The organism is Neobacillus sp. NPDC093182, assembly GCF_044754045.1.
This window is the reverse complement of the sequence record NZ_JBIVOI010000002.1, coordinates 297,149-317,069: the sequence shown is the minus strand read 5'-3', so window position 1 is coordinate 317,069 and position 19,921 is coordinate 297,149. Positions and strand designations below refer to the sequence as shown.

At 40.6% G+C, this 19,921-nt stretch carries 17 protein-coding genes; 12 read left to right on the top strand and 5 right to left on the bottom strand.

From position 1 onward, the window contains the following. The first annotated feature begins 342 nt into the window (after positions 1–342). Positions 343–4,143, top strand: coding sequence for an S-layer protein (locus ACIQAA_RS06190; RefSeq protein ID WP_402616401.1), 3,801 nt, complete (start codon positions 343–345; stop codon positions 4,141–4,143). 65 nt (positions 4,144–4,208) lie between these two features. Here the strand turns inward: ACIQAA_RS06190 and adhE are convergent, their stop codons facing one another. The 5 genes from adhE to ACIQAA_RS06165 all read right to left on the bottom strand — a co-directional run bounded on the left by adhE (position 4,209) and on the right by ACIQAA_RS06165 (position 10,115). After that, positions 4,209–6,812 (bottom strand): bifunctional acetaldehyde-CoA/alcohol dehydrogenase, encoded by a 2,604-nt coding sequence (gene adhE, locus ACIQAA_RS06185; protein WP_402616399.1) that lies wholly within the window; start codon positions 6,810–6,812, stop codon positions 4,209–4,211. A 93-nt stretch (positions 6,813–6,905) separates the two neighbouring features. Then, complete coding sequence (locus ACIQAA_RS06180) at positions 6,906–7,133, bottom strand: hypothetical protein (RefSeq protein WP_402616396.1); 228 nt, start codon at positions 7,131–7,133, stop codon at positions 6,906–6,908. A 168-nt stretch (positions 7,134–7,301) separates the two neighbouring features. After that, on the bottom strand, positions 7,302–7,691 hold the full coding sequence (locus tag ACIQAA_RS06175) for an SET domain-containing protein (protein WP_307197519.1): 390 nt from the start codon (positions 7,689–7,691) through the stop codon (positions 7,302–7,304). Between the two features lie 189 nt (positions 7,692–7,880). Then, positions 7,881–9,620: an adenine deaminase gene (gene ade, locus ACIQAA_RS06170; RefSeq protein ID WP_402616393.1), complete on the bottom strand. Its 1,740-nt coding sequence runs from the start codon at positions 9,618–9,620 to the stop codon at positions 7,881–7,883. A 24-nt stretch (positions 9,621–9,644) separates the two neighbouring features. Beyond that, positions 9,645–10,115 carry a nucleoside deaminase gene (locus ACIQAA_RS06165; protein ID WP_402616390.1) on the bottom strand — a complete coding sequence of 157 codons (471 nt, stop codon included), beginning with the start codon at positions 10,113–10,115 and terminating at the stop codon, positions 9,645–9,647. A gap of 406 nt (positions 10,116–10,521) precedes the next feature. Between ACIQAA_RS06165 and uraD the strand changes: the two genes are divergently transcribed. From uraD to ACIQAA_RS06110, 11 genes are all read left to right on the top strand, one after another. Continuing rightward, entirely contained in the window at positions 10,522–11,010 is a 489-nt protein-coding gene (gene uraD / locus ACIQAA_RS06160) for a 2-oxo-4-hydroxy-4-carboxy-5-ureidoimidazoline decarboxylase (protein WP_402616387.1), read from the top strand. A gap of 201 nt (positions 11,011–11,211) precedes the next feature. Next, positions 11,212–12,165 (top strand): factor-independent urate hydroxylase, encoded by a 954-nt coding sequence (gene pucL / locus ACIQAA_RS06155; RefSeq protein WP_402616384.1) that lies wholly within the window; start codon positions 11,212–11,214, stop codon positions 12,163–12,165. Next, positions 12,162–12,521: a hydroxyisourate hydrolase gene (uraH, locus tag ACIQAA_RS06150; RefSeq protein ID WP_402616381.1), complete on the top strand. Its 360-nt coding sequence runs from the start codon at positions 12,162–12,164 to the stop codon at positions 12,519–12,521. Before pucL ends, uraH begins: the two co-directional genes overlap by 4 nt. Positions 12,522–12,529: 8 nt before the next feature. Continuing rightward, complete coding sequence (allB, locus tag ACIQAA_RS06145) at positions 12,530–13,903, top strand: allantoinase AllB (protein WP_402616378.1); 1,374 nt, start codon at positions 12,530–12,532, stop codon at positions 13,901–13,903. Between the two features lie 4 nt (positions 13,904–13,907). After that, the gene (locus ACIQAA_RS06140) at positions 13,908–15,143 is read left to right on the top strand and encodes a M20 family metallo-hydrolase (protein ID WP_402616375.1); all 1,236 of its coding nucleotides are present in this window, start codon (positions 13,908–13,910) and stop codon (positions 15,141–15,143) included. 5 nt (positions 15,144–15,148) lie between these two features. Continuing rightward, positions 15,149–16,396, top strand: coding sequence for an ArgE/DapE family deacylase (locus ACIQAA_RS06135; protein ID WP_402616372.1), 1,248 nt, complete (start codon positions 15,149–15,151; stop codon positions 16,394–16,396). Then, on the top strand, positions 16,393–16,695 hold the full coding sequence (locus ACIQAA_RS06130) for an urease subunit gamma (RefSeq protein WP_402616369.1): 303 nt from the start codon (positions 16,393–16,395) through the stop codon (positions 16,693–16,695). The genes ACIQAA_RS06135 and ACIQAA_RS06130 overlap by 4 nt, the downstream gene beginning before the upstream one ends. A 32-nt stretch (positions 16,696–16,727) precedes the next feature. After that, the gene (locus ACIQAA_RS06125; RefSeq protein WP_402616366.1) at positions 16,728–17,057 is read left to right on the top strand and encodes an urease subunit beta; all 330 of its coding nucleotides are present in this window, start codon (positions 16,728–16,730) and stop codon (positions 17,055–17,057) included. Then, positions 17,054–18,766, top strand: coding sequence for an urease subunit alpha (gene ureC, locus ACIQAA_RS06120; protein WP_402616364.1), 1,713 nt, complete (start codon positions 17,054–17,056; stop codon positions 18,764–18,766). The genes ACIQAA_RS06125 and ureC overlap by 4 nt, the downstream gene beginning before the upstream one ends. Before the next feature lie 13 nt (positions 18,767–18,779). Next, positions 18,780–19,226: an urease accessory protein UreE gene (ureE, locus tag ACIQAA_RS06115; RefSeq protein ID WP_402616361.1), complete on the top strand. Its 447-nt coding sequence runs from the start codon at positions 18,780–18,782 to the stop codon at positions 19,224–19,226. Continuing rightward, complete coding sequence (locus ACIQAA_RS06110; protein ID WP_402616358.1) at positions 19,219–19,905, top strand: urease accessory protein UreF; 687 nt, start codon at positions 19,219–19,221, stop codon at positions 19,903–19,905. Before ureE ends, ACIQAA_RS06110 begins: the two co-directional genes overlap by 8 nt. Positions 19,906–19,921: the final 16 nt, after the last annotated feature.

Here is a 19,921-nt window from a genome sequence, read left to right as displayed (position 1 = left end):
AAACAGGCAAAAGCCGCTCTCACTTTAAAGTGAGGCGGCTTTTACTATTATTGTAAACAAACGAAAATAGGTAAAAAAATCATTATAGGTAGTCGATATAGTTGTATAAAAATCAATACAGATTATGAAATAATGAAAACGCTAACAAGTTGTTATCGGAAAAATCAGACAATTCTTGTGAAAAAAGGAGGATTTCAATTTAACATTAGCTTTGCTTGATAACCGTATCACATCTCCTAGGAATAAACCTCAGAAACAGTATATCTACTAAGAAATTCCATCAGATTAACCAGTAAATACTAGCACGTCCTAAAGAAATGAAGGGGAAGGAATGAGAGTAAAATGGGAAGACAATCAAAAAAGATTAAGAAATTGATTGGGAATTTATGTGTGGCCTCCATGGTAGTTGGGTCTTTTGGCTTAATAGGGTCAAATGAAACAAAAGCAGAAGTCATCACAAAAACGATTACAATTGACGGAAACAATGTGGATCAACATAACAGATTTAAAGGGTTTGGAACAGTAACTGCTAATAATACATCACGCTTAATGTTAGATTACAAAGAAGAGCACCCGGAAGAATATTGGGAAATTATGAACAAGCTGTTTAACAAGGATACCGGCGCGGGGCTGGCGCACGTCAAGATAGAATTAGGCGGCGATGTTAACTCATCATCGGGAACAGAGCCGGCAACCATGCGTTATGCAGATGAAGCAGCTAACGTTCTGAGAGGTGCAGGCTTCCAATTTGCAGCGGATGCTAAATCAATCAATCCGGATATCACGACTGAAATTTTGCGTTGGGGTGAACCTCGTTTTACATGGGATGGTGCTTCAAACAATAGTTATGAAAACCGATATCAATGGTACAAACAGACAATAGACGCTGTTTATAATGAATATGGTTTTAAATTGGATTATGTTGGGATCTCTCAAAATGAAAGAGCACAAAACAATAATCGGATTGAAACAGAGTGGTTGAAATACTTCACCACGAAAATTAAACAAGAGCCAAATTATGAATCAGACTACAAACATATTAAACTAGTTGCAGCCGACGGCTATCGTGATACAAAATCAATCAGCCGCGTACTGCTCGATCATCCAGATTTGATGGATGAAATAGATGTCATCAGTTCCCATTATGGTCTGACCGGTTCAACAGAGTTAAATCAATTACAACAAAAGCTGATAGCTGAAGGTAAGAAGCCAAAAGAAAGCTGGGTATCTGAGGGAATTGCCCCGATGATCAATGCCCGTTATCGTGAAAATATGGAGCCGAATTATAAGGGACTTGGAGGAAAAGCAGGGATTATCGATGTCACTTCGCGTATCATTTCTGTATATTCATGGACAGGAGCAGGAAACACTCCACTAAACGCTGTTTCCTTTGATTTTCAGCCATCCGTCGCTGCGTTCTATGAAGGTTCCGCCTATAATCCAAAACACCTAATCAGTGCCATGGATCCATGGTCTGGATTTTATGAAGTAGATGGCGGTCTTCAGGGAGTTCGTCATGTGATGAACTTTGTTGGTTATGATGATCACACAACACCGGAAAACGAACGATGGATGTATGTAAAAGACGCCACGTATAGTGATGGAGCTTTCTTTGATGGCGGTGTGGATGTTGATACGAGTACACATAACTACCTAACATTAAAAGATCCAGAAACCAATGATTATTCAACTGTATTTGCAAATAACACAAAAGAAACACGTAAATATAAGATTAAAGCTCAAAATTTAAATGGCAAAGAGAATGCTCCGATTTATGTCTGGGAAACTCGAGGGGCAGATAAAGGACAAGAAGTTGACGCCAACTGGTTTAAAAATATCAATAAAATTACCCCGGTAAATGGTGAGTATGAAGTGGAAGTAAAGCCATATTCCATCGTGACAATATCTACGTTAGATAAGGAATCCGAAGTGGAAGGCTTTGAGTATGATTCACAACCGGTTGATTTATCGAAAGATACAATTATGCCACTGCCATATAAGGATGATTTTGAATACGATAAGTATCCTGTCGACGAAAAGGGAAGAGATTATGTAGAACGCCGCGGAGGAACGCCGCGATATACGACAGATCAGACCGGCGCTTTTGAAGTTGTGAAAGAAGCTACTCAACCAGTAGCAAGTGGTAGTTCGGAACGTGCAAATTTAGAAATTCCGGATGCAAAGGTTCATGGAAATATGCTGCAGCAGAAAATCAGTCATGACATTATTGGTGCGGATTGGGCAGTTTGGGGCGGAAGAGATGGGTCCGCATCCAGCGGCAATCCTATCGCCACTATCGGTGACCATCGCTGGGTGAACTATAAAGCTTCCTATGACTTTTTACTAGATAACCATACTCCTGAGGCAGAAGGCAGAAGCAACTACGCCTTAATCGGCGTAAGACAGGTGAAAGCTGGTGGGGCAGATTCACATGCACCATACAATGCACGAGTATATTCAGATGGAAAATATGAAATTCTTAAACTAGGCAAGGTTGAAAAAAGTGGTACGATTGAAGGCTTCGATAATAAGGTTTGGCACAATCTAGCATTTGAGGCAAGAGAGAATGTATTTACGTTATATCTTGATGGAGCAGAAATAGATTCATATACAGACAAAGATTCTACTGTAATGGCGGGAAGAGTTGCATTGGGTTCTGGATATTACGAAACTCTTATCGATAACTTAGTGATTGAGCCAATTAAAGGATACACTTATACATCAGAAAAAATTGACAGTGCACAAGGTAAGAAATATGGAACAGAAGCAGAGGCCTTGAATAATAATGACCTTATCAATCCTATTGGGTATTTGGGTAAATGGGATTATACCCAGGCAGGATATGCTCATTTTAACCGGACACAAATGACGGCAAAAACTGACGTTCCGGTTTGGAATGGAGTAACAGTGGGACACAGGGACACAACTTCGGTACAAGGGTCTTTGAACAAAGTATTCTATTCTCAAGGATGGTCATCGAACAGTAATAATGCTTGGGCATCTGTTGGGGGTTCTCTTGAAATTAAATTTAAGGGTACTGAAGTTAGGCTTTATGGAGAAACGAATCCTTCCAACGGTGTAGGTGATGTTTATTTAGATGGAAAGTTAATCGGTGAAGCGAATTATGTAAATAATAGTTCAATTACTCAGATGGTATGGTCTGCTGAGAATCTAGCAGACACAGAACATACGCTTAAAGTTGTCGCCAAAGAAAAGTATATTAGTTTTACAAAAGCAGAAATCGAAACGACTGACCCAGTGTTGGCGGTTCAAAAGTCTGGTCCTGCAGATATTATAAAAATATCGGATGAATCGCTAATAGAGAATAAAGAAAATACTGTCTATGCATTTAGAAAAAATACTGTTTGGGGCTCAAACAGCACCAACGCCTGGGCGAACTTTAATGATGATCCGTATATTTTGATTAACTTTACGGGCAGTGGGATTGATTACTTGTCTGGAACTGGTGATAAATCACTCTATAATTTCGAGCTTGACGGTGAAGATATGGGTAATTTTGCTGTAAATACTAGCACAGGCATTAGGTATTCTGTAAGAGGACTTGAAGAGAAACCTCATACATTGAAAGTTTCCCTGAAAGATAATGAAAAACTAGATACCTTTATGGATTACCGCGGAGTCAATATTTATAGTACACCAAAAATTGATACGCCTAACAGCAGCATGATCTTTGATTTTGAAGGTTCAGGTTTCAATTTATTTGGAGCAACTCCTGATGCTTTGATCGACGTTTATATCGATGACCAATTAATTGAAGAAAATTATAGAATTTATGGTAAAGGTGACAGACAAACCTCTTATGTGATTCGCGGACTAAAAGATTCGAAACACACCGCTAAAGTTGTGATTAAAGGCGGTACTTTTACCTTGGATGGTATCGATGTGGTTACAGGCAGAAATAAAGTAGAAGTAAACAAAACAAAATTGCTGGAATTGTACGATGCAAACCAAGACAAAGAACACAAGAACTACACCAAGGAAAGCTGGATATCCTTCCACAAGGAGTATCAAACAGCAAAAATGGTATTACAAAATCCACAAGTCACACTAGAGCAAGTCGTTGCTGCAAGAACATCCTTACAGGCAGCTGTTGAAGGATTAACGGAAATAACGAGTGAGTAAGCGAAACGCTAGAAAAGGCCATCCATTGTTCTGGATGGCCTTTTCAATTTGCTTATATTACTCTTTTAAACTCCCTTATAAGCTTTACGGTAAATTTCAGCTAATTCTGTTACTAAAGGCAGCTTAGGGTTAGCAGTGGTACATTGGTCTTCAAATGCTTTATCTGCGAGGTAGTCAACCTTGCTTTCAAATAGGTTAGCATCCACATTATTTGCCTCAATGCTCATTGGAATGTCAAGCTCTTTTGCAAGGCGAATGATTGCCTGAACAAGGCTTTCCACTCCTTCTTCCGTTGTATTCGCAGGCAGTCCAAGGGTTCTTGCGATTTCCGCATAACGCTTATCTGCCACAAAGTGGGCATATTTCGGGAATGCTGTAAATTTATTTGGTTTGGCTGCGTTATAACGAATGACATGCGGCATTAAGATTGTATTTGCGCGTCCATGAGCAATATGGAATTCTGAGCCAAGTTTATGAGCAAGGCTATGGTTGATACCAAGAAATGCATTGGCAAAGGCCATTCCAGCAATGGTTGAAGCATTATGCACCTTTTCACGGGCTAATTCATCACTGCCATTTCGATAAGCTCTAGGCAGATATTCGAATACAAGCTGAATTGCTTTCATTGCAAGTCCATCTGTATAGTCATTTGCCATACAAGATACATACGCTTCTATGGCATGGGTCAATACGTCCATTCCAGTATCTGCTGTAATATGTTTAGGAACCGTCATAACAAACTGCGGATCAATAATCGCAACATCTGGTGTTAATTCATAATCGGCCAGCGGGTATTTAATATTTGCTTCCTTATCAGTTATAACGGAGAAGGAAGTTACCTCCGACCCTGTTCCAGAGGTGGTTGGGATTGCTACAAATTGCGCCTTTTCACCTAACTTAGGATATTTCACAATTCGTTTACGGATATCGAGAAATTTCTGCTTTAAGCCAAAGAATTCAGATTCTGGATTTTCATAGAACAGCCACATCCCTTTAGCAGCATCCATGGCTGAGCCGCCGCCAAGGGCAATAATCACATCTGGCTGAAATTTAGCCATCATTTCGGTACCTTTCATTACAGTTTCAATGGATGGATCTGGTTCTACCTCTGAAAAAATTTCACAATGTACGTAATCCGGACGTTTCCTTAAATAATAAAGTACCTTATCTACATAGCCTAGTTTCACCATTCCAGGGTCCGTTACAATGAATGCTTTCGAAATCTTCGGCATTTTAGCTAAATACTGAGTGGCATTTTTCTCAAAATAGATTTTGGATGGAACTTTAAACCATTGCATATTAACATTCCTCTGGGCTACTTTTTTAATATTGATTAAGTGAATTGCACCAACGTTAGTGGAAACAGAATTTCCTCCATAAGAACCACAGCCAAGTGTTAGTGAAGGCATATAAGCATTGTATATATCACCGATGGCGCCCTGTGAGGATGGGGCATTAACAATGATTCTTCCAGCTTTCATCCGGCAGCCATACTGCTTAATTACATTTTGATCATTGGAATGGATGACTGCAGAATGTCCTAAACCACCGAATTCTAACATTTCTTCCGCTCTTTTTAAGCCTTCTTCAAGACTGCTGACCTTGTAACAGGCTAGGACAGGGCTTAGTTTTTCTCTTGATAGCGGGTATCCTGGTCCGACGCCATTTAATTCCGCGACAAGAATTTTTGTGTTTTCTGGAACATTCACTCCTGCTAAAGCAGCAATTTTGCTTGCAGCCATCCCAACAATATTCGGGTTAACAGCACATGACTTTTCATTAATAACTAATTTTTCAACCTTTTCTTTTTCTTCTTCATTTAAAAAATAACAGTTATTTGCCATCATCTCATTTTTGACTGCTGAATAAATCTCTTGATCAATAATGACGGCCTGTTCAGAAGCACAAATCATCCCATTGTCAAACGTCTTTGAAAGGATTAAATCATTCACAGCTTGATGGATGTTAGCTGATTTTTCCATATAACATGGGACATTTCCGGGTCCAACACCGAGGGCTGGTTTACCAGAGCTATAAGCAGATTTGACCATTCCCGCGCCGCCAGTTGCTAGAATCATCGATACCTTCGAGTGATTCATCAGTGCTTGTGTAGCCTCAATAGATGGTGTTTCAATCCATTGAATGCAATTCTCAGGAGCTCCTGCCTTTATAGCTGCGTCTCTAAGAATTCTTGCCGCCTCACTGCTGCATTTTTGTGCAGATGGATGGAAGGCAAAAACAATTGAATTTCTCGTTTTTATAGATATGAGTGCTTTAAACATCGTTGTGGATGTTGGATTGGTTACAGGTGTAACACCAGCGATAACTCCAACCGGTTCGGCAATTTCAATGATTCCTTCATGTTCGTTTTCGTTTATAATACCGACGGTTTTATCATACTTGATATTATGATAGACATATTCAGTGGCAAACATATTTTTAATGATTTTGTCTTCATAAACGCCTCGTTTGGTTTCTTCAACAGCAAGTTTTGCAAGCTGCATGTGCTGATCAAGACCGGCCAAGGCCATTTGCTTCACAATCGTATCAATCATTTCTTGGTCAAAGCTGCGGAATTCTTCTAACGCTTGTAGACCATTTGCTACCAAGGTATCAACCACTGTAGTTACACTTTGCATGTCCTTGCCTGTTTTTTCTGCCACTGCCATTTTAATTCCTCCAATAACTTAATAGTTTGTGAAATACTTCACAATAAAATGTAAAAAAATAACAACAAACGGTAGAGACATATATTTACGTTGTTATTCGCAAACTGGGTTTCGTGGTATCTTTTCAAAGGAGATGTCATTTAGTACTTTAGAATATTTTTTTACAATGATGACAAAATTCACTGTCCAAATATAAGATGGAATGTTTTCATTATCTTTAAACATCATTGCCTCAAATTCATCACCAACAGTTTCTTCGAAGGTTTCTTGTGTATACGTTTCAGAATCGGTTGAAAAGGATTTCCATTCACATAGCATCATGTCAACTCACTCCTTGTGCTCTTTATAAATTTATAATAACACCGTTTTTTAATAAAAGTTTGTGAAATATTGAACAAACTTTGAAATTTTTACAAATATACCAAAAATGGTCCTTTTTACCTAAGTGGGGTGAAAGGAGACAAAAAAAACAGCCCAAATGATGGGCTGTTATTTTTCTTGCTTTTCTTTATCGAACCAAAGCAGTTCTTGATCTTCTTCATCGCCATTATAGTTGATAAGAATCTCTTCGCCTGCCTTAATGTCTTTGTAAGCAAAGAAGTCAAAAGTATGGTTTGGGAAATTTATCTCATACGTGGCATTTGGCTGATAGGAATGATTAAATAGCATCCCATAACCTAAGAGAATGCATGTATGGTTAATTCCGTATTCAAATGCATAATCGGCAAGCAATGTTTTTTCAATGTGTTCATGCTCTGCATTAGGATAAGCAATAACAGGTGCTTCATGGATAAGTTCACCTTTTTTTATATCACGTGTTGCAAAAACTCCTCTATTGAACTCTCCATCACTAAGTTTTGAAGATTTTACTTCTATCATGTTCGTCACCTACATTTACTTTCTATGAAGTCAATTATCAGGGCTCTTTTCTAAGACTTTGTTGCATTTTAGATCTAAACAACAAGCATTTCGAAAACAGCCATTATCCTTATAGTTTGACAGGTAATGGTGTTGAAAGCAACCGTTTTTCGGTTTCTCGCATGATAGTTTGTCTAAAAAGCACGAATTTTAATCAGAACTGATGTTAATATGCTCGAATGATGAAACCTTAAATAAACCTTTATCTGTAAGTTTTAACTCAGGGATAACAGGAAGAGCTAAAAAGGACAGTGTTAAAAAGGGATTGAAATGATTGTTGGCTCCAAGTTTTTCAAGAGCAATGTGAAGGTTATTAAGACAGGTATATACTTCCCGGTAAGGGCGGTCAGATATTAGTCCTGCAATGGGCAGTTCTAATGAAGCGAGGATCTGACCTTCTTTTATGACAACCAGCCCGCCCTGCATTTCTTTAATCGTTTTTGCAGCTAAAACCATATCATCATCATTGGTTCCAGCAATAATGAGATTATGTGAATCATGGGAAATGGTGGTGGCAATCGCACCATATTTTAAACCTAAGCCTTTGACAATGCCCAAGCCAATTTGCTTGGTAAAATGATGGCGCTCGATTACGGCAAGCTTTAACTGATCTGCACTAGTCGAGGGTTGGAAGAACCCTTGATAGCATGTATCTACTTCTTCCACGATATGCCGTGTCACAAGACTGTTAGGGATGATTTCAATGATATTTGCCTTGTTTATTGATAATGGGATATCGAGATTTGCTTTTATGAGGTCATCAAAATGGACTGAATTTTTTAAAGAGTCACTGCTGTTCTTATGGAGGGCACTACAATCAGTAACCAGCTTGCCATCTTGTACAACAGCTTTTCCGTCTTTATAAACATGGACGATATTTAAAGTATCCAGATCTTCTACTAAGGAAAAATCCGCTTTGTAACCGGCCGCGATTGCTCCCTTATCACTAAGCCCAAAACATTCTGCAGCATTGATGGTAGCCATTTGAATAGCGGTTATCGGGGATACTCCTAAGTTGATAGCCAGCCTGACATTATGATCTATGCTGCCCCCAAGCACAAGGTCATCTAAATGCTTATCGTCCGTAACAAATAAGCACCTCCGGGAATTATATTTATTTACTACCGGAATCAAATTCTGCAAATCTTTTGCTACAGTCCCTTCACGAATCATTAAATACATGCCGCTCCGAAGGCGTTCTTTCGCTTCTTCCGCTGTTGTACTTTCATGATCGGTCTTAATGCCTGCAGCCATATATACATTCAAATCACTTCCAGACAATCCAGCAGCATGACCATCTACTTTTTTTCCGAACTGTTGAGCGTCAGATATTTTATTGAGCATATCGTCCTCTGCATTTAGGACTGCTAGAAAATTCATGACTTCTGCTAATCCTAGGACTCGTGGATGTTGATAAAAGGGGAATAAATTCTCTGCTTTTAAAATAGCACCTGAGTTTTCAAAGCTTGTCGCAGGAACACAGGAAGGAAGCATAATATAAATATCAAAAGGAAGATTTTCGGAAGAATCAAGCATATATTGAATGCCAGCCGTACCTAGGACATTCGCAATTTCATGGGGATCTGCGATAACGGTCGTTACTCCGTGAGGAAGAAGGACTTTAGCGAATTCACTTGGCGACACCAAGGACGATTCAATATGAACATGACCATCGATAAAGGCTGGAAGTACATAACGCCCCTCGGCATCAACAATATTTTTTCCATCGTATTGTCCTACACCTGCAAAATAACCATCCACAATGGCAATATCACCTTCAATTATTTCTCCGTTAAACACATCGATAATCCTGCCGTTTTTTACAACGGTATCCGCAGGCTCCTTTCCTGAAGCCACAGAAATTCTACGGGTTAATGGATTTCTCTCCATAGCTCAACACCCTCTACCATCAGATTAGTATTCTACTTTGTTTTTAGAATTTTCCCATGTACGAAAAGGAAGGTCACCATCGTGCGGGAAAATTTTTTTCATTGGTATTTTTCGATTTTCCACTGGAAGTTCGAGCTGTTCATAAATGAACTGATCATCAAACCCAATCTTGGCTGCCTCCTGTTTCGTGCATGCATAGTAAACGGCCTTTGGTCTCGCCCAGTAAATCGCACCAATACACATAGGACAAGGTTCACAGCTCGTATAGATTTCGCAATCCGTCAGTTGAAAATCTTTTAAATAGCTGCAGGCTGCGCGAATAGCTTGGACCTCTGCGTGTGCTGTTGGATCATTGGAGGATGTTACTTCATTACGGCCAACCCCGATTATTTTTCCATCCTTCACCACGATGGCTCCAAACGGCCCGCCGTGATTGGTTAGGACATTATTGAGCGCTTCCTCAATTGCTTTTTGCATAAAATGAATTTCTGACATGTAACCTCTCCATTCTTTGATATATTTTTATTCATATTAAGCTGGTGATTAGCACGAAATGGTTAATGTTCCATTTAACTTGGAATTCATTATTCTATAACATACATAGAATTTCTTCCTTCATGTCAGGTTTGTTTACACACTATTTTTGGCTGGGACGATAAAAAAACTTGTTAGATTATATGACACTTTTGTAGAGACTATTTCGACATTTCGATATTATAGTGAAAAATTGGCAGGACGAGTTTGTATGCCACCGATAGCTGACAGCAGCCGAGCCATTTATGAAGCTGGATAAAATTAGAGATAGAACAGGTGGGTATTTTTAGGGGGTCTAAAAAATATATATAGTTTTAACAGCAAGCCAGCAGAATGGTTGACCAGCTGGAGGAAGAGAGGTGAAGCTATGGAGGAAATAAATCAAATGAACAAGGAGGAATTTATTGAAAAAGTGGGCTGGGTGTTTGAACACTCTCCGTGGGTGGCTTCCTTGGCATGGGAGAATAGGCCCTTTGAGTCAAATAAGTCCCTCTTACAAACGATGATTAACATTGTCCAAAATGCCGACGAATCTATGCAGTTAGCATTGCTTCGTGCACATCCTGATTTAGGAACAAGATTACAAATGTCCGAGGTTTCCCAAAAGGAGCAAGCTGGAGCAGGGCTTGATAAGCTCTCAAAAGAGGAATTTGAGGAGTTTGTTTCTCTTAATCAAAGCTATGTAAATAAATTCAAATTCCCTTTCATCATGGCCGTAAAAGGGCAAAGCAAGGAAACGATATTATCTGCCATGAAGCAGAGGGTTCATAATTCGTACGAAGAAGAATATAACATCGCCTTACATGAAGTTTACAAAATCGCTGGGTTTCGATTGAATGATATTTTCAGAGAGTAAAGAATCCATGATGACCGAAATCCGAGAAAAATTGAAAAAGTGGTAACCATGAAGGGCTCATGATGACCGAAATCCGATAAAAATTGAAAAAGTGGTAACCATGAAGCACTCATGATTACCGAAATCCAAAAAAATTAAAAAAAGTGGTAACCATGACTTAATTTAAAGCCTTTTAAAATGACAAAAGGAGGCTAATACAATATGAAAAGATCGATGAGCTACGGGAAAGCGGATGTATGGGTTTATCGGACCTACGCTAAGCCGTTAACCGGAATTCGAAACATTCCCGAATCCACCTTCTCAGGTCGAAATAACATTCTTTTTGGCATGAATGTGAAAGTGGCCGTTGAAGGTGAAGCGTTTTTTTCCTCATTTAAAGATGGTGATAACACTCTAGTTGTTGCAACGGATTCAATGAAAAATTTCATCCTTAAGCATGCAGGAGATTACCAGGGAGCCACCCAGGAAGGGTTTCTTGAATTTGTCGCACACCGCTTTCTTGAGACGTATTCACACATGACAGGCATTACTATCTCAGGTGAACAGATTTCCTTTGAAGAGCTTCCTGTCCCCACAGATGGCAGCTTTGAACCAAGCCCATTAGTGTTTCGCTATTCATTAAACGAACAGGCTGGAGCCGCCATTGAAGTAAAACGTGAAAAAGATGAAATTATCACCACCAATCAGCTAAGCAGTTTAAAGGGTCTTAAGCTTATCAAGGTAAAGGGCAGTTCGTTTTACGGCTATGTGAAGGATGAATATACGACATTGCCGGAATCCTTTGATCGCCCGCTGTTTATCTTTTTAAATATTGATTGGCGATATAACGATCTTGAGGACGGCAGGGGAAATACATCGGATGGCTATGTGGCCGCAGAACAGGTAAGAGATATTGCGTACACCGTCTTTCATGAAGAAAACTCTCCATCCATTCAAAATCTCATTTACCGAATCGGTATTAGAATCCTAGAACGTTTTCCACAGTTAGTAGAGGTACGTTTCGAATCGAATAACCGTACCTGGGAAACGATTTTAGATGAAATTCCTGCCTCACAAGAAGGGAAAGTATTTACTGAACCTCGTCCCCCTTATGGTTTCCAATGTTTTTCAATGAACCGTGATGATCTAAATCCTGCAGAGGAACCAAGTAAATGACAGGGAAGCTGACAACACATGTCCTTGACCTTAGCATAGGAAAGCCAGCCAGCGGTGTGTTAGTGGAGTTATTACGTGTTGGCCGAAATAAAGAGAAAGAAGCCATCCAATCTACTTATACAAATGAAGATGGCAGATTAAACCAACCCCTTTTGGAAGGGGACAATATGAAAAAAGGAATCTATGAACTTCATTTTTATGTAGGAGACTATTACCGAAGTCGCGAAGCAGTCGTAGAAGATCCCTCGTTCCTTGATTGTGTTCCCGTAAGATTTGGTATTTCTGAACCGGCTTCCCATTATCATGTGCCGCTTTTGATATCACCAGGAGGGTACAGTACCTACAGAGGGAGTTAGGAGGGAAAATGACAACTGAACTTTGGGTGAAAAACGGGTATGTTTATACAGAAGAAGGGTTTCGGTATACAAGTATAAGAATTAAAGATGGCAAGATTGATACTCTCTACGAGTGCGAACCTGAACCAATGAAAGAAAACAATGTCAATTTCATAGATGCAAGCGGGTGCTTAGTGGTTCCTGGATTTATCGACGCACATGTTCATTTTAATGATCCTGGCCGGACAGAATGGGAAGGAATTGAAACTGGGAGCTGTGCTGCAGCTATTGGAGGAACGACAACGATTTTCGATATGCCGCTCAATTGCTCTCCATCTGTAACAACCGTGAGAAATTTACACAATAAAAGAGAGTATTTAACCTCCAAATCTTATGTTGATTATGCATTGTGGGGAGGGATGACAGGGAATTCATTAAGTCAACAGGGAGAATTATCCCAAATGAGTGAAGGAATTATCGCTTGGAAGGCATTTATGTCGGAGAGCGGTATCGATGATTTTCCCTTTGTTTCACCCGGCCAATTAAAGCTTGCTATGAAAATAGCAGCAGAACAAAATAAAATCCTCGCTTTGCATGCAGAATGGGAGGAAGAGATTAATAACCTTACTACTTTTTATAAAAAACAAACTGGTATCAACGAGCGTAAAGCCTTTCTAGCCAGCAGGCCGATATCAGCGGAAGAACAGGCGGTTAGTTACGCGTTAGAGGCAGCTGCAAAATATGGTACATCGGTCCACTTCGTTCATATTAGTTCAGAGAGAGTAATTAAACTCATTCAACAAGCAAAGAAAAGTGGAATAAACGTTACAGTAGAAACCTGTCCTCATTATTTAATTTTTGATGAAGAAGATTTCCTTAAAGCTGGTGCCATCCTTAAGTGTGCCCCGCCGCTTCGGTCGAGGGAAGAAGTAGAAGGACTGTGGGAATGTATTTCTAACGGCTGGATTGATACCATTGGTTCCGATCATTCGCCCTGTCTCTATTCCATGAAAGACACTGATTCCATTTGGGAAGCATGGGGTGGAATCCAAGGAGTACAATTTACCTGGCTTGCCTTACTCGATGAAGCATTGAAAAGGAAAATTCCACTTAAAGACATACTTCCTCTAGGCACTGCTAATGTTGCTGATCGGTTTGGATTATCGGGAAGGAAAGGAAGAATTCAACCGGGATTGGAGGCGGATTTAGCCTTGATTTCATTAGATGAAACAACGATAGCGGATCAGCAATCGATTGCCTTTCGAAATCAATATTCCCCCTATGAAAATAGAATATTTCTGTTAAAAGTAAAGAAAACGATTTTACGAGGAAAAGTAATTTATGATCATCAAACAGGGGTAACCCGAGATAAGTATGGTCAGTATATACAGCCAAGGAAGTGAGTTTATGGGTCAATTTCCCATTAATCTAGAAGAGGCAATTGAGTGGTTAGCTTCATTTGGGGGAGAGCCAGATGGAGGTGTAACCCGAACACTTTATTCCCAGCCTTGGAAAGAAGCCCAGCAAGCCTTAAAGGGATGGATGGAGAAAGCTGGGCTATTAACAAATTATGATTCTATTGGAAACGTATTTGGGAGATTGCCTTCAGCCAATCCAAATGCCCAGACTATTTTAATTGGGTCACATGTTGACACCGTTAAATCAGGCGGTAAATACGATGGTGCATATGGAATTATTGCAGGAATAATGGCATTAGACTTTTTAAAAAAGAAATATGGTGCCCCAGCCATAAACCTTGAAGTGGTTTCTTTTTGCGAAGAGGAAGGAAGCCGCTTTCCGCTCGCTCTCTGGGGTTCAGGTATGATGACGGGGATTTATTCATTTAAAGATATTAGTGATATCAATGATTCAGAGGGTATAAGCTTCGAGACAGCTATGATGGCAGCAGGATTTGGTCTTTCTGACTACAGGGTCCGGGATGATATCCAAACGTTTATTGAACTACATATCGAACAAGGACCCACCCTTGAAAAAGTAGAAAAATCAATTGGCATTGTCAAGGCCATTGTCGGGCAAAAACGGTTTCGTATTACGGTAAATGGTGAATCGAATCATGTTGGTACCACATCAATGAAATGGAGAAGAGATGCTCTTCATGGGGCGGTAAACATGATTCATGACTTATACGAAAGTGTAAAGGTATACGATGAAGATCTTGTAACAAGTGTGGGTCAGCTTTTTGTCGAACCCAATGTACCTAATGTAATTCCTAATCAAGTTCAGTTTACTGTAGACGCCCGGCATCCAAACGAATCAGTTTTAAGTTCTTTTTGTCAGCAATTGACCGAAATGTTTAAAACCCATGCTAAAAAACACGATTTGGATATAAAGGTTGAGATGTGGCACGAAGTTCAGCCAGCCCAGATGGATCGAACACTTAATGAAGTTGTACAAAGTATTTGCACTAAGAGCAATATTCCCTTCCATTGGATGAATAGCGGTGCAGGTCATGACGCCCAGCTGTTTGCACGAATTTGTCCTACAACAATCATATTCGTTCCCAGCCAGGGTGGAATTAGCCATTCTCCACTCGAGTATACTTCAACAAAGGACTTAGAAACGGGTCTGGAGGTACTCATACAATTATTACATCAATTAGCGTACACAACCAATGAGGAGTGATTACGATGAATGAGGATAAAGCAAAGATTGTGCAGTGGATACAGGACCATGAGGAAGAACTAATCGCTTTTTTGAAAAAATTAGTGCAAACTCCATCGGATAATCCCGCTGGTGATTGTTTACCGATAGCCAGAGTTTTAGAAAAACAGCTTTCCGAGCTTGGGTTTGAAAATGTATCTCTTCTCGAAGTAGACGAAGAAAGTGTTATAGAAAATGGGATGATTAGTATGGCTAACGTCCTTGCCCCCACATTCTTTGATGAAGGGACAAATATTGTGTTAAATGCGCACGGAGATGTGGTTCCGCCAGGTTTAGGGTGGAGTGTCGACCCATACGGAGGAGAAATTGTGGATGGGAAAATGTATGGGCGAGGAGTCGCTGTGTCAAAGTCTGATATTGCTGCTTATACCTATGCAGTGCTTGCTTTAAAACAGGTCAAAGAACGTCTATCCGGCAGGGTGGACCTGGCATTTACGTTTGATGAAGAAACCGGAGGAGAAATAGGTCCAAAGCGGTTAATGGACCAAGGTTATATCAAGCCTGATCAAGCAATTGTTGCGGGATTCACCTATTCGGCTGTCAACGCTCATAATGGCTGTTTACATTTTGAAATAAAAACAACAGGAAAGTCAGCACATGCGGCCCTTCCGCATACCGGAATCGATGCGATTGAGGCGACAACTAAGATCTTACAGGTCTTGTATGATTATCGTAAAATACTCGCAGAAAAAAAATCATCGATACCAGGCATTGACTTTCCGACATTGAATGTAGGGCTGATTTCAGGCGGAATCAATACGAATGTTGTACCAGATGAATGTACAATTAGGGTGGATCGACGATTAATTCCTGAAGAAGACGTTGTTGCCGTAGAGGCTGAGTTTAGGAAACTTGTTCAGCAAGCTGTATCAGACATCCCAGGTATCAAAATTGAAATTAAGAAAATCCTTCATGCTAAAAGTTTTGGACCAACTCCAGAAAATACGCCACTAGTTCAAGTCTTGGCCACAAACTGGCAATCGATTTTGAAAGAGGAAGGTGAGCTGCCTGTTCACGGAGTACCACTCTATACAGATGCCCGCCACTTCTATGCTGCAGGAATTCCTACGATTATGTTTGGGGTGGGGCCAAAAGTGTTAGAAGAGGCGAATGGGCATCGGGCAGATGAAAACATCCGCCTTTCAGATTTACAGGCTGCTACCAAAATAATTGCCTGTACTCTTTATGATTTATTAGCGGGAGGAAATCCATGAAATTGACCCAGCGTGAGCAGGAAAAATTAATGATCGTCGTAGCTGCCGACTTGGCAAGGCGTAGAAAAGAACGTGGATTGAAATTAAATTACCCTGAAGCGATTGCCCTTATTACCTATGAAATTATGGAGGGCGCAAGAGATGGTAAAACCGTCGCCCAGTTAATGACTGAAGGGACAACGATCTTATCCACTGAGGACGTGATGGAAGGAATACCGGAAATGATTCGGGATATTCAGGTTGAGGCTACATTTCCAGATGGGACTAAGCTGATAACCGTCCATGAACCGATTCGGTAAATGCTAGTTTAATAGTAAAGGCGGAGAATGGAATGATTCCTGGAGAATACGTACTAAAACAAGAGCCCATTGTATGTAATCAGGGTAGACCAGTTTCAAAGGTGCGGGTACTAAATAAAGGGGACCGTCCTGTACAAGTAGGGTCCCATTTTCATTTTTTCGAAGTGAATGGCTCTCTGCAATTAGAACGCTCGGAAGCATTTGGAAAACACTTAAATATTCCGGCGGGCACGGCTGTCCGATTTGAACCGGGGGATGCAAAAGAGGTAGAGTTGGTTCCATTTGCGGGTAAGCGTGAAGTTTATGGTCTAAATAATAAAACAGATGGCCCGTTAGACCAAAGTAAGGGGGACCCGGCATGAGTTTCCGAATGTCAAGAAAGCAATACGCAGATATGTTTGGTCCCACTATAGGGGACGCCATTCGTCTGGCGGACACCGATTTATTTATTGAAATTGAGAAGGATTTTACCACTTATGGGGATGAAGTGAAATTTGGCGGCGGTAAAGTGATTCGTGATGGGATGGGGCAGCATCCACTTGTTGCAAGAGCGGGCGGGGCACTCGATGTAGTCATTACCAATGCCATTATTGTTGATTATTCAGGGATTTATAAAGCTGATATTGGGATTCGAGATGGAAGGATTGCGGGTATTGGAAAAAGCGGTAATCCACTACTTATGGAAGGGGTGGATATGGTCATTGGGGCTTCCACAGAGGTCATCGCAGGTGAAGGAATGATTGTCACTGCTGGAGGTATTGATGCCCATATCCATTTCATCAGTCCTCAGCAAATTGAAACAGCTCTATCCTCCGGGATCACAACTATGATTGGAGGAGGCACTGGCCCTGCTACGGGTACCAATGCGACCACTTGTACTCCAGGTGAGTGGAATATTCATCGAATGCTGGAAGCTGCAGAAGAGTTTCCGATGAATCTTGGATTTTTAGGAAAGGGAAATTCCTCATCGGAAGCGCCGTTAATCGAGCAGGTAAATGCTGGTGTCATTGGGCTTAAGCTCCATGAAGACTGGGGGACGACCGCCTCAGCCATTGATCACTGCTTACAGGTTGCTGATCAATTCGATGTCCAAGTTGCCATCCATACCGATACTTTAAATGAAGGCGGGTTTGTGGAGGATACGCTGGCTGCCATTAATGGCAGGGTCATACATACCTACCATACTGAAGGGGCAGGGGGAGGACATGCCCCTGATATTATTAAGGTCGCCAGCTACCCTTATATACTTCCTTCCTCTACCAATCCAACACGTCCTTATACAAAAAATACATTAGACGAGCATTTGGATATGCTTATGGTTTGTCATCATTTAGACCCTGATGTACCAGAGGATATCGCTTTTGCTGACTCGCGTATCCGTAAAGAAACCATCGCGGCAGAGGATATTCTCCATGACATGGGTGTATTCAGCATGATTAGTTCAGATTCGCAGGCAATGGGTCGTGTCGGTGAGGTGATTACAAGGACCTGGCAGACTGCGGATAAAATGAGAAAGCAAAGAGGGAAGCTACCGGAGGATAAAAGTATAGGAGATAACTTTCGTGTGAAACGATATATCGCCAAGTATACGATTAACCCAGCGATTACCCATGGGATTGCCGATGAAGTTGGTTCCATTGAGGTCGGAAAATTGGCTGACTTGGTGATTTGGAATCCAGCTTTTTTTGGAGTTAAGCCTGAAATTGTCATTAAAGGCGGCATGATCGCTCACAGTTTGATGGGAGACCCAAATGCTTCAATTCCTACTCCTCAGCCTGTCTTGTACCGTCCAATGTTTGCATCCTTTGGAAAAGCAAAATATTCAACATGTATTACCTTTTTGTCAAAAGCGGCAATTGATCTTGGTGTTCATGAAAAATTGGAGTTACAAAAACAAATCAAGCCCGCACATGGAATCCGTCAACTTTCTAAACAGGATATGAAGCTTAATGCTGAAATGCCGCAAATTGAAGTGGATCCGCAAACGTATGAAGTCATCGTGGATGGAGAACTGGTGACCTGTGAACCAGCAGAAGTACTGCCGATGGCACAGCGTTATTTCTTATTTTAGGGGGATTGAAGCTATGATTATTACTGAAATCGTTGGAAATGCCGACGATATTTCGTCAGCTGGCAGACATATAGAAAGAGTTTATTTATCAAGCGATGACTTGGTAAAACGAATCCAGCGGGTGACAACAGACCATGGAAATGAAGTGGGGATCCGCTTAGCGGATCCAAAGGATTTGGTGGATGGGGATATTTTATACATGGACGAACGAAACATGATTATCGTTAGTGTAACAAGTGATGATCTACTTGTGCTCCGTCCTTCAAGCATGAAACAAATGGGTGAAATCGCTCATCAATTGGGGAATCGTCATCTGCCGGCACAGTTTGAAGAAGAGGTAATGCTCGTTCAATACGATTATCTTGTTGAAGAACTGCTCATTCAATTAGAGATTCCTTATACAAGGGAAGAAAGAAAAGTAAAAAAGGCATTTCGACATATCGGTCACAGTCATGGATAGTCAGCTTTTAAGCATACTCCAATTAGGGGATTCAAATTTTCCCTCGGGAGCTTTTTCTCACTCCTTTGGATTAGAAACCTACATCCAGGATGAAAGGATCCATAATAAAGAAACATTTTTTGAATGGATCAGGATTTATTTGGAAAAACAACTAGCCTATACGGATGGGTTAGCCTGTCGCTTAACCCTTGAGGCATTAATGAATCAAAATGCTCCTGAGATATGGAACCTCGATCGAAAATTGTTTGTACAGAATATGCCGGAAGAAACCCGGCAGGCGAACCGTCGGATTGGAGAGAGGCTAGTGGTTATCGGAATTGATCTCTATTCCATCCCTTTATTAGAAGACTATTTGAGAAAAATTCGAAAAAAAGAAGCTTTTGGACATCCTGCCATTGCTTTTATGATTATCTGCGATTTTTTAAAGATTGATAGAAATCGAGCAATTTTAACTTTCCTATATTCTACAATTGGCACTCTGGTTCAGAATGGTGTTCGAGGAATCCCGCTTGGTCAAACTGCGGGTCAAAGGATTCTATTAGAAATACATCCATTGTTACTCAAGACAGTTAAGAGGATCCAAGCCTTAGAGATAGACGATCTTGGAGCCGTAGCGCCTGGAATTGAGATTGCACAAATGCGCCATGAAAAGCTGCATGTCCGTTTGTTTATGTCCTAATTATTAGAAAGAAAGA

What these genes read in the sequence shown, in the direction of transcription:
- ACIQAA_RS06190 (WP_402616401.1), top strand. Translation starts at nt 343, where the DNA reads ATGGGAAGACAATCAAAAAAGATTAAGAAATTGATTGGGAATTTATGT.
- adhE (WP_402616399.1), bottom strand. Translation starts at nt 6,812, where the DNA reads ATGGCAGTGGCAGAAAAAACAGGCAAGGACATGCAAAGTGTAACTACA.
- ACIQAA_RS06180 (WP_402616396.1), bottom strand. Translation starts at nt 7,133, where the DNA reads ATGATGCTATGTGAATGGAAATCCTTTTCAACCGATTCTGAAACGTAT.
- ACIQAA_RS06175 (WP_307197519.1), bottom strand. Translation starts at nt 7,691, where the DNA reads ATGATAGAAGTAAAATCTTCAAAACTTAGTGATGGAGAGTTCAATAGA.
- ade (WP_402616393.1), bottom strand. Translation starts at nt 9,620, where the DNA reads ATGGAGAGAAATCCATTAACCCGTAGAATTTCTGTGGCTTCAGGAAAG.
- ACIQAA_RS06165 (WP_402616390.1), bottom strand. Translation starts at nt 10,115, where the DNA reads ATGTCAGAAATTCATTTTATGCAAAAAGCAATTGAGGAAGCGCTCAAT.
- uraD (WP_402616387.1), top strand. Translation starts at nt 10,522, where the DNA reads ATGGAGGAAATAAATCAAATGAACAAGGAGGAATTTATTGAAAAAGTG.
- pucL (WP_402616384.1), top strand. Translation starts at nt 11,212, where the DNA reads ATGAAAAGATCGATGAGCTACGGGAAAGCGGATGTATGGGTTTATCGG.
- uraH (WP_402616381.1), top strand. Translation starts at nt 12,162, where the DNA reads ATGACAGGGAAGCTGACAACACATGTCCTTGACCTTAGCATAGGAAAG.
- allB (WP_402616378.1), top strand. Translation starts at nt 12,530, where the DNA reads ATGACAACTGAACTTTGGGTGAAAAACGGGTATGTTTATACAGAAGAA.
- ACIQAA_RS06140 (WP_402616375.1), top strand. Translation starts at nt 13,908, where the DNA reads ATGGGTCAATTTCCCATTAATCTAGAAGAGGCAATTGAGTGGTTAGCT.
- ACIQAA_RS06135 (WP_402616372.1), top strand. Translation starts at nt 15,149, where the DNA reads ATGAATGAGGATAAAGCAAAGATTGTGCAGTGGATACAGGACCATGAG.
- ACIQAA_RS06130 (WP_402616369.1), top strand. Translation starts at nt 16,393, where the DNA reads ATGAAATTGACCCAGCGTGAGCAGGAAAAATTAATGATCGTCGTAGCT.
- ACIQAA_RS06125 (WP_402616366.1), top strand. Translation starts at nt 16,728, where the DNA reads ATGATTCCTGGAGAATACGTACTAAAACAAGAGCCCATTGTATGTAAT.
- ureC (WP_402616364.1), top strand. Translation starts at nt 17,054, where the DNA reads ATGAGTTTCCGAATGTCAAGAAAGCAATACGCAGATATGTTTGGTCCC.
- ureE (WP_402616361.1), top strand. Translation starts at nt 18,780, where the DNA reads ATGATTATTACTGAAATCGTTGGAAATGCCGACGATATTTCGTCAGCT.
- ACIQAA_RS06110 (WP_402616358.1), top strand. Translation starts at nt 19,219, where the DNA reads ATGGATAGTCAGCTTTTAAGCATACTCCAATTAGGGGATTCAAATTTT.